The organism is Micromonospora sp. CPCC 205546 (assembly GCF_036902715.1).
Lineage (GTDB): Bacteria > Actinomycetota > Actinomycetes > Mycobacteriales > Micromonosporaceae > Micromonospora.
In genome coordinates this window covers 35,932-45,088 of sequence record NZ_JBAKHL010000053.1, presented here as the reverse complement: position 1 = coordinate 45,088, position 9,157 = coordinate 35,932, and the positions used below count along the sequence as shown (strand labels likewise).

Below are 9,157 nucleotides of genomic sequence, written 5' to 3'. Positions count from 1 at the left end.
CCGAGACCTCCGGCATCGACTGGGGCGAGCTGCTGGTGCAGGTCGTGCTGGCTGCGATCGCCGTGGCGCTGGTCGCCGGTGTGGGTCGTCGCCGCAGCGTCACCCACCGGTAATCCCCGTACCGCGCTCGACGGGCGTCCGACCGACAGGTCGGGCGCCCGTTTCGCGTACGCCCAGCTCATGATCCCTGCCGGCGCGCGCTCGGCCGCTCCGGGTGTGGCCTGTGTGGGCGCCCCGGGCGCCGTCGTGGCGGATGCGGGTCCACCGGCCGGCCCCCGGGTCGGTCCGGCTCCGGGGGCGGTGCGTGGGGCGCCTCCCGGCGTCGAGCGGTGCCCGTGGGTGTCCCGCGTCCGGGGTCGGAGTCCGGTCTGGGCCTGCCTCGGAACCGTGTCCCGGAAAAGTCGGTTTGGGTTTTGAGCGGGTCGGGAACTTAGCGGTCACGACAGGAACACCACGAACCGTGGATCTGATTCTTTTTGAAGGAGGAGGGCGACGTGGAGCTCACCGTTTGGGGCATCGTCACCGCGCTCATCGTTGGTCTTATCATCGGCGCTCTGGGTCGTCTGCTCGTGCCGGGCCGCCAGAACATGCCGATGTGGCTGCACATGCTGATCGGTGTGGGTGCGGCGTTGCTGGGCACCGTGCTGGCTCGGGCGATGGGTATCGCCACCGAGACCTCCGGCATCGACTGGGGCGAGCTGCTGGTGCAGGTCGTGCTGGCTGCGATCGCCGTGGCGCTGGTCGCCGGTGTGGGTCGTCGTCGCAGCGTCACCCACCGGTAATCCCCGTACCGCGCTCGACGGGCGTCCGACCGACAGGTCGGGCGCCCGTTTCGCGTATGCCTGCGATCGTCCTGGTGCGCCCGGTTTTCGCCTCCGCGCCCGACGGCGCGTGATCGACCGGCTGCGGTACCGTCGCCTGTCTTTCGCCAACCGCCCACTGTCGTAAAGGAATTTTTCCTACTAAGGTGCGGCGGAGAAGGTTAGTGCCAAGCGGCGCGAGGGAGATGTGGCGTGAACAGGTGGAAGCGGCTGGCCCCGGTCACCGCCGTCGTGGCCTCGGCCGCGATGGTGCTGGCCGGTTGTGGTGGCTCCGATGACGACAAGGCCGCCGACAACAGCAAGCTCACGGTCTGGATGATGGGCGAGGGCAGCGAGGCGCAGACCAAGTTCCTCGACGGCGTCGAGACCGAGTTCCGGCAGAAGCACCCGGACACGGACGTGGTGGTCCAGTACATCCCCTGGCTCGAGGCGCCGAAGAAGTTCCAGGCCGCCCTCGCCGGCGGCGAGGGACCGGACGTCACGGAACTGGGCAACACCGAGACCCAGGGCTGGGCGGCGCAGGAGGCCCTGGCCGACGTGACCGACCGGATGAACGGCTGGACCGAGGGCAAGGACATCCTGCCCGACCTGGTCAAGAACGCCCAGCTCGACGGCAAGCAGTACGGCGTGCCGTGGTACGCCGGCGTGCGGGGGATGTACTACCGCACCGACTGGTTCGCCGAGGCGGGCGTGAAGCCGCCGACCAACTGGGACGAACTGGTCTCCGCCGCCAAGACCGTGCAGGCCAAGAAGCCGGGCACCTACGGCATCGCCCTGCCGGGCAACTCGGAGCTGCCGTTCTACTCGTTCCTCTGGGGTGCCGGCGCGGAGATCGCCACCAAGCAGGGCGACTCCTGGAAGTCCGGCTACAACACGCCGGAGGCGCAGAAGGCCGTCAAGTTCTGGACCGACATGGTGACCGTGCACAAGGTCGCCCCGCCGGCCGCCGCGGGCTGGAACGAGATCGACGCCCGCACCCAGTTCGCCACCGGCAAGGCCGCGATGGCCTTCGGCGGCAGCTGGCAGCAGGGCGCCATCAAGAAGGACAACCCGGAGATCGAGAAGGTCTGGGGCACGTTCCCGATCCCCGGTCCCGACGGCAAGGCGGCACCCGGGTTCGCCGGCGGTTCCGACGTCGCGATCTGGAAGGACAGCGAGCGTCAGGACCTCGCCTGGGACTACCTGACCGTGCTGCTGAACAAGAAGAACGACCAGGCGTTCGCCGACAGCCTCGGCTTCTTCCCGGTCTACAAGGACCTGGTCGGTGGCGACAAGTACGCCAGCGACAAGATCATGGCGGCGTTCGCCACCACGATGCAGAACACCAAGCTCACGCCGCTCACCCCGAAGTGGGTGGAGGTCAGCCGGACCAAGACGGTGACCCAGGCGATGAACAGCTCGGTCATGAAGGGTCAGAAGACGGTCGAGAAGGCTACCGCCGACGCGGCCGCGGAGATGGAAAGCATCCTCAACGCCAAGTGACGACGCTGACCGAGGCGCCGGAGACGGCCGCCGCGCGGGAGACCCCCGCGCGGCGGCGTCGCCGGGTGGACCGCCTGCCCTACCTGCTGCTCCTGCCCTGCCTGGTGATCATCGGAGTGCTGCTGCTCTGGCCGCTCGGCCAGGTGGTGGTGATGTCCTTCCACCGGCTCAACAACGTCCGACAGTTGCGCGGCGACCGCGAGTGGCCGTGGGTGGGCTTCGGCAACTACGCCGAGATCCTCAGCGATCCGTTCTTCCTGACGGTGCTGCGCAACACCGTCCTCTTCGCCGTGGCCAACGTCGTGCTCACCATGGTCCTGGGCACCCTGGTCGGCCTGCTGCTCAACCGGCTCGGCAGGAGGATGGCCGCCTTCGTGGCCAGTTGCGTGATGCTGGCCTGGGCCACCCCGGCGCTGACCGGCACGATCGTCTGGAAATGGATCTTCGACGACACCAGCGGCCTGGTCACCTGGCTGTTCAACGCGCTGCCCGACGGGCTGTCGCAGAGCCTCTTCGGGCGCAGCGACTGGACCGGCTACGGCTGGTTCAACTCGCCCCTGATGTTCTTCACGATCCTGACCCTGGTGGTGGTCTGGCACTCGTTCCCGTTCATCGCGGTCAGCGTGCTCGCCGGCCTCAAGAGCGTGCCGAGCGAGCTGCACGAGGCGGCCCGCGTCGACGGGGCCGGACCGTGGAAGGTGTTCTGGAGGATCACCTTCCCGCTGCTGCGGCCGGTCTTCGGAATCCTGATCGTGCTCTCCACCATCTGGGACTTCAAGGTCTTCACCCAGCAGTTCGTGCTCGCCGGCGGCACGCAGGACCGGCCGACGTTCATGCTGTCGATCTACTCGTACGCGGAGGCGTTCTCGCCCCCGCCCAAGTACGGCCTCGGCGCCGCGATCGCGGTGATCCTCACCCTGATCCTGCTGGTGGTGACCGGCCTCTACGTCCGCATGGTGCTCAAGCAGGAGGAGGACGCGTGACGCGACGCGGAGGCGGCGGGAGCGCGAAGCGGCTCGCCCTCAACGGCGCGGGGCTGCTGGTGGCGCTCTTCGCCGCGTTCCCGGTCTACTGGATGATCGCGACCTCGCTGAAGCCGAGCTCGGAGATCTTCTCGTCCACCCCCCGGCCGGTGCCCGGCGAGCCCACCCTGGAGCACTACCGGCAGATCCTCACCGGCAACCTGATCCCGGGCGTCACCTTCGCCGACTTCTTCCTCAACAGCGTGCTGGTCGCGGTCTCCACCGTGGTGCTCAGCGGCCTGGTGGCCCTGCTGGCCGCCACCGCGGTGGCCCGGTTCCGCTTCAAGCTGCGGACCACCTTCCTGATCATGCTGCTGGTGGTGCAGATGATCCCGCTGGAGGCGCTGGTCATCCCGCTGTTCCTGATGATCCAGCGGCTGGGGCTCTACAACACCCTGCCCAGCCTGATCCTCACCTACCTCGGCTTCTCGCTGCCCTTCGCGGTCTGGATGCTGCGCGGCTTCGTCGCCGCGGTGCCCAAGGAGCTGGAGGAGGCCGCCGCCATCGACGGGGCCACCCGAGCGCAGACCTTCCGCAAGGTCCTCTTCCCGCTGGTGGCGCCCGGACTGGTGGCCACCAGCATCTTCTCCTTCATCACCGCCTGGAACGAGCTGATCTTCGCGCTGACCTTCATCAACGACCAGGAGAGCTACACGCTGCCGGTCGCGATGACGTTCTTCTTCGGCCGCGACGACACCGCCTGGGGCCCGGTGATGGCGGCCTCCACGCTGTTCACCCTGCCCGTGATCGTCTTCTTCCTGCTCGTGCAGCGGCGGATGGTCTCCGGGCTGGTGGCCGGAGCCGTCAAGGGCTGACCGCCGCGCGGCACCAGCGAACCGTGGGGCCTCGCCGGGCCCCGGCGAGGGGCCTTCCTCGGGGCACCGGGGCATCCGGGGTGCGGGCTAGGCTGACCGCCATGACGGGCAGGCTGGCTTCGGTGAACATCGCCGTGGTGACCGAGGCGGAATGGGCGGGCGACGCGAGCGGCCGCAGCGGCATCGACAAGCGGCCGGTCGACGGCCAGGTGCTGCTGCGCGCCGACGGGGTGGCTGGCGACTTCATCGGCGAACGCGCCCACCACGGCGGTCCGGACCAGGCGGTCTACGTGTACGCCGAGGAGGACGCGTCCTGGTGGGCGGGGGAGATCGGCCGGAGCATCCGCCCCGGCGGCTTCGGCGAGAACCTGACCACCTACGCGGTGGACGTGACCGGCGCCGTGATCGGTGAGCAGTGGGCGGTCGGCTCGGCGCTGCTCCAGGTGACCAAGCCGCGCACCCCGTGCACCACGTTCGCCGGCTTCTGGGGCATGCCCGACCTGATCAGGCGGTTCACGGCGCGGGCGACGCCCGGGGCCTACCTGCGGGTGTTGCGCGAGGGAGAGGTCGGCGCGGGGGACCCGGTCGAGGTGGTGGACCGGCCCGCGCACGGGGTGACGATCGGCGAGGTGTTCCGGGCCCTGAGCCTGGAGCCGGAGCTGCTGCCCCGGCTGCTCGACGCACCGGACCTGCCCGAGTCGACCCGGGAGAAGGTGCGCCGCCGGCTCGCCGCGCGGAGCTGACGGCGCGGCGGATGAACGGGAACGGGCCCCGTCCCGTGGGGGAGGGGGCCCGTCCGGCGTCGGCTCGGCGCGACCGGCTGCTCAGCGCAGCCAGGGCACGCTGCGGTCGAGCAGACCGCGCTGCTTGAGCTCCTTGCGCAGCGGGATCTCGTCGTCGATGTAGCCGTCCCAGTTGATGCCCCAGTAGTTGGCGGTGTGGGTGCCCTCACCGCAGAGCTGGCGCTGCACCGGCGTGCGGTTGGCCCACCACTCGCCGTCCTTGTCGATGTGCAGCTCGTCCAGCGGCCGGATCCACCGATAGGTGTAGCCGACGAAGAGCATCTTGCGGGTGATGGTCGACAGGTTCGTCGACCGCGAGTGCCACTGGCGGCGGTCGAAGATGAAGGCGTCGCCCGGGTTGGCGGTGATCTCCACCGTGCCCTCGGGGTCCGGGTTGTGCACGGAGGTGTCCTCCGGGCGGGGCAGCGAGTTCCACAGGTGGCTGCCCGGGATCACCTTGGTGGCGCCCCGGCCCTTCTCCGACAGGTCGGAGAGCACGTACGCCACCTTGAGCGAGAACATCGGCCGGGGCAGGTTCGGGTCCATCGTCTCCGGGTCGGAGTTCTGCCGGTAGCCGTCCTGGTGCCACCCCCAGTAGGGCTTCTCCGGCTCCGCCGCCGGCGGGGTGACGTCCAGGTGGTTGTGGTGGGTGTAGATGTTCCAGCCGGCCAGGCCCCACATGTACGGGAAGGCGATCGGGTGGGTCAGCAGGTCGCCGAAGAGCTCGTCGCGCTCCAGGAAGCCCAGCAGGTGCAGGGTGCCGTCCTTGGTGGTGGTGCCCTTCGCCTGCTCCTCGGCGTAGACGCGGTCCACCGCCGCCTCCAGCGCCGCCCGGTGGTCCTCCGTCAGGACGTTGCGCAGCAGGAGGAAGCCCTGCTCGTGGAACTCCTTGCGGTCGGTGTCACTGATCGGTTCGTAACCGGTCCGGTCGCCGTAGTCGAACACCTCGACGTACCCCTCCCCATGAGGCGAAACCATTGCTCGCACAGGTCGCCGATCGTAACGCGCGGGTTCCGGGGTCAGGTACTCCCCGGGGGCGTGCGCGGTCGTGTCCCGACCGTCGGAAGCCAGGTGGTGACGAAAGGTCACGAGAGAGGAGCTGAATGTGGATTGTGGGCGGAAATGCCGGTTTGCGCGGTGACTGCCGGTAAGGAAATCGAGGCCACTACGCCTCGGCGAAGACCTCGGCGACCACCCGGCCGTCGGCTGCGGCGTCGTCGGTGCGGTTCCAGGTGCCGCCGCGCGCCGTCCACTCCAGGTCGCCGAAGCGCACCCGCTTCACGCCGTGGTCCTGGGCGTGGGAGACCAGCCAGTGCGCGTACCGCCAGCCCCGGCGCTCGTCGGCGGCCGGGACCGTCAGGCCCGTCAGGTCCGCCACGGTGCTCGCGCCGGCCAGGCCCCAGTCCAGGGTCAGGCCCCGGGTCAGCGCGCTCGCCGCCGCCTCGCCGCGCATCGCCGGGTCGCGGCCCACCGTGCAGGCGACCGCCCCGGTGGCGTGCCCGACCAGGGCCCGGGTCAGCACCTCGGACTCGTCCGCCCACTTCTGGTATGCCTCCGGGAAGGCCGAGCGCTGCACCTTCTGCGCCGCGTCGGTGACCCGCATCTGCTCCCAGCCGCGCACCTTCTTGAGCCCTGCGTAGAACTTGCCGGCCGCGTAGCGGGGATCGCGGATCTGCTCCGGGGTGCCCCAGCCCTGGCTCGGGCGCTGCTGGAACAGGCCGACCGAGTCGCGGTCGCCGCCGGTGAGGTTGCGCAGGCCGGATTCCTGGTAGGCCGTGGCCAGCGCGACGACGACGGCCCGCTCGGGCATCTTGCGCTGGATGCCGATGGCCGCGATCGTCGCCGCGTTTGCCATCTGGTCGGCGTCCAGGGACACCCGGCCGTCCGCCTGCACCGTGCACGTCCGGCTGGCCAGGGGAAGTCGCAGCTGTCCGCCCACCTGCCGGACGACGATCCAGATCCCGACCGCGGCGAGGACGACGAGGGCGACGCCGCCCGCCACGACTGCGCGAGTACGCACCCACACCCCCTGATCGACAGTCCGACAAGCGTACGTCCCCCGTGTTGCCTTCCGGGTCGTCCGACCGGTTCTGCGCGACCACCCGGCGTGGCACCGGCCGGCCGCCGGGCGGACGGTGCCACGCCCGCGGTCCCCGCTATCGGCCGTCGCCCGCCGTGGCGTCGCCGTCGGCCGGCACCCAGCGCGCCGGCCGCTTCTCCCGGAACGCCAGCACGCCCTCGCGCCCCTCCTCCGACAGGAAGTATCCGGTCGAGAGGGTGGACAGCGCGGCGATCTCCGACCGCAGGTCCGTGGCGGGCGGCCGGCGCAGCAACTGCTTCGCCCCGGCCAGCGCGCCCGGTGCCCCCCGCACCAGAGAGTCGCAGTACCCCGCAACCGCCGCGTCCAGTCCGTCCGCCGGCACGGCGGCGGTCACCAGGCCGATCTCGGCCGCCCGCCCGCCGTCGAAGGTGTCGCCGGTCAGGTAGAGCTCGGCCGCCGCGCGGGGGTGCAGCCGGGGCAGCACGGTCGCGGAGATCACCGCCGGCACCACACCGATGCGCACCTCGGTGAAGGCGAACGTCGCCTCCCGCGCGCACACCGCCAGGTCGGCCGCCGCGATCAGGCCGAGGCCGCCGGCCCGCGCGGGCCCGGCCACCCTCGCCACCACCGGCTTCGGGCACTCCCAGACCGCCGCGAGCACGTCGCCGAGCATCCCGGCCGGCACGGTCCCGCTGGCGTACGCGGCGGCCGTCTCCTTCAGGTCCGCCCCGGAGCAGAAGACCGGGCCGGCGTGGTCGAGCACGATCACGCGTACGGCGTCGTCGGCGACCGCCTCGGCGAGGCCGGCCAGCAGCTGGGTCATCAGCGGCGTGGAGAGCGCGTTGCGGTTGTGCGGGCTGTCCAGGGTGAGGGTGGTCACCCCACGGGCCGTGGCGGCCCGCACGAGCACGTCGGGAGAGGTCATGGAAGGGCACACTAGTGGCCATGCCCGGCGTCCTTCCAGAAGGCGAAACCGTCCCCGTCGACGGGTCGCTGCCCGCCACCGCCACCCGTGCCGTCGGCGCGCGCGGTTTCGGCGTGTACGTGCACGTGCCGTTCTGCGCCAGCCGCTGCGGCTACTGCGACTTCAACACGTACACCTCCGCCGAGCTGGGCGGCGGGGCGAGCCGGGAGGAGTACGCCGACACCGTGCTGGCCGAGCTGGCGCTCGCCCGCCGGGTGCTGGGCGACGCCCCGCCACCGCGGGTCGACACGGTCTTCGTCGGCGGCGGCACCCCGACCCTGCTCCCCGCCGACGACCTGGCCCGGATCCTCGACGGCATCGACCGCACATGGGGGCTCGCGCCCGACGCGGAGGTGAGCACCGAGGCCAACCCCGAGTCGGTCACGCCGCAGTCGCTCAAGGCGCTGCGGGCCGCCGGCTACACCCGCATCTCGCTGGGCATGCAGTCCGCCGCGCCGGGGGTGCTGGCGATCCTCGACCGCACGCACAGCGCCGGCCGGGCCGTCGCCGCCGCCCGCGAGGCGCGCGACGCCGGCTTCGACCACGTCAACCTGGACCTGATCTACGGCACGCCGGGGGAGAGCGAGGCCGACTTCGCCGCCTCGCTGGACCAGGTCGTGGCCGCCGGGGTGGACCACGTCAGCGCGTACGCCCTGATCGTGGAGGACGGCACCCGGCTGGCCACGCGGATGCGGCGCGGCGAGCTGCCGTACCCCTCCGACGACGTCGCCGCGGACCGCTACCTCGCCGCGGAGGCCGCCCTCGGCGCGGCCGGTCTCTCCTGGTACGAGGTGTCGAACTGGGCCCGCGACGAGGCGGCCCGGTGCCGGCACAACCTGCTCTACTGGACCGGCGCCGACTGGTGGGGCCTCGGCCCCGGGGCGCACAGCCACGTGGGCGGCGTGCGCTGGTGGAACGTCAAGCACCCCACGACGTACGCGAAGCGGCTGGCCGCCGGCGGGTCGCCCGGCCTGGCCCGGGAGGTGCTCACCGCCGACGAGGCGCACATGGAGGACGTCATGCTCCGGCTGCGCCTCGCCTCCGGGCTGCCCCTGGACGCCCTGGACGAGGCCGGCCGGGCGGGCGCCGCGCGGGCCCTGGCCGCCGGGCTGCTGGCCGCCGATGGGCACGCGGCCGGGCGGGCCGTGCTGACCCTGCGGGGCCGGCTGCTCGCCGACGCGGTCGTGCGCGACCTGCTGCCGTGAACCGCGTGCCGGGGCCGGCCGGGGG

General features: G+C 71.6%; 9 protein-coding genes and 1 pseudogene. 7 read left to right on the top strand and 3 right to left on the bottom strand.

Annotated features, from left to right (window positions below):
- The 6 genes and pseudogenes from V6U77_RS22500 to V6U77_RS22475 all read left to right on the top strand — a co-directional run.
- Positions 1-113, top strand: a pseudogene (locus tag V6U77_RS22500) (GlsB/YeaQ/YmgE family stress response membrane protein); the annotation flags it as partial.
- A gap of 381 nt (positions 114-494) precedes the next feature.
- Positions 495-782, top strand: coding sequence for a GlsB/YeaQ/YmgE family stress response membrane protein (locus V6U77_RS22495; RefSeq protein WP_334608569.1), 288 nt, complete (start codon positions 495-497; stop codon positions 780-782).
- Positions 783-1,013: 231 nt separating this feature from the next.
- Positions 1,014-2,303, top strand: a complete 1,290-nt coding sequence (locus V6U77_RS22490; RefSeq protein WP_334608567.1) for a sugar ABC transporter substrate-binding protein — start codon at positions 1,014-1,016, stop codon at positions 2,301-2,303.
- The gene (locus V6U77_RS22485) at positions 2,300-3,286 is read left to right on the top strand and encodes a carbohydrate ABC transporter permease (protein ID WP_334608565.1); all 987 of its coding nucleotides are present in this window, start codon (positions 2,300-2,302) and stop codon (positions 3,284-3,286) included. The genes V6U77_RS22490 and V6U77_RS22485 overlap by 4 nt, the downstream gene beginning before the upstream one ends.
- Positions 3,283-4,140, top strand: coding sequence for a carbohydrate ABC transporter permease (locus tag V6U77_RS22480; protein WP_334608563.1), 858 nt, complete (start codon positions 3,283-3,285; stop codon positions 4,138-4,140). Before V6U77_RS22485 ends, V6U77_RS22480 begins: the two co-directional genes overlap by 4 nt.
- Before the next feature lie 101 nt (positions 4,141-4,241).
- Positions 4,242-4,883 carry an MOSC domain-containing protein gene (locus tag V6U77_RS22475; protein ID WP_334608561.1) on the top strand — a complete coding sequence of 214 codons (642 nt, stop codon included), beginning with the start codon at positions 4,242-4,244 and terminating at the stop codon, positions 4,881-4,883.
- A gap of 81 nt (positions 4,884-4,964) precedes the next feature.
- On the opposite strand, the gene V6U77_RS22470 is transcribed toward V6U77_RS22475, so the two are convergent.
- The 3 genes from V6U77_RS22470 to V6U77_RS22460 form a co-directional block, all read right to left on the bottom strand.
- Positions 4,965-5,900, bottom strand: coding sequence for a phytanoyl-CoA dioxygenase family protein (locus V6U77_RS22470; protein WP_088998884.1), 936 nt, complete (start codon positions 5,898-5,900; stop codon positions 4,965-4,967).
- Positions 5,901-6,087: 187 nt separating this feature from the next.
- Positions 6,088-6,948, bottom strand: coding sequence for a hypothetical protein (locus tag V6U77_RS22465; RefSeq protein WP_334608559.1), 861 nt, complete (start codon positions 6,946-6,948; stop codon positions 6,088-6,090).
- 130 nt (positions 6,949-7,078) lie between these two features.
- Positions 7,079-7,888, bottom strand: a complete 810-nt coding sequence (locus V6U77_RS22460) for an enoyl-CoA hydratase-related protein (protein WP_334608557.1) — start codon at positions 7,886-7,888, stop codon at positions 7,079-7,081.
- A 20-nt stretch (positions 7,889-7,908) separates the two neighbouring features.
- On the opposite strand from V6U77_RS22460, the gene hemW reads away from it, so the two are divergent.
- Complete coding sequence (gene hemW, locus V6U77_RS22455; protein WP_334608555.1) at positions 7,909-9,132, top strand: radical SAM family heme chaperone HemW; 1,224 nt, start codon at positions 7,909-7,911, stop codon at positions 9,130-9,132.
- Positions 9,133-9,157 lie beyond the last annotated feature (25 nt).

Bases quoted from the DNA above. Each gene is read 5' to 3' on its own strand.
- V6U77_RS22475 (WP_334608561.1), top strand. From the start codon at position 4,242: ATGACGGGCAGGCTGGCTTCGGTGAACATCGCCGTGGTGACCGAGGCG.
- V6U77_RS22470 (WP_088998884.1), bottom strand. From the start codon at position 5,900: ATGGTTTCGCCTCATGGGGAGGGGTACGTCGAGGTGTTCGACTACGGC.
- V6U77_RS22460 (WP_334608557.1), bottom strand. From the start codon at position 7,888: ATGACCTCTCCCGACGTGCTCGTGCGGGCCGCCACGGCCCGTGGGGTG.
- hemW (WP_334608555.1), top strand. From the start codon at position 7,909: ATGCCCGGCGTCCTTCCAGAAGGCGAAACCGTCCCCGTCGACGGGTCG.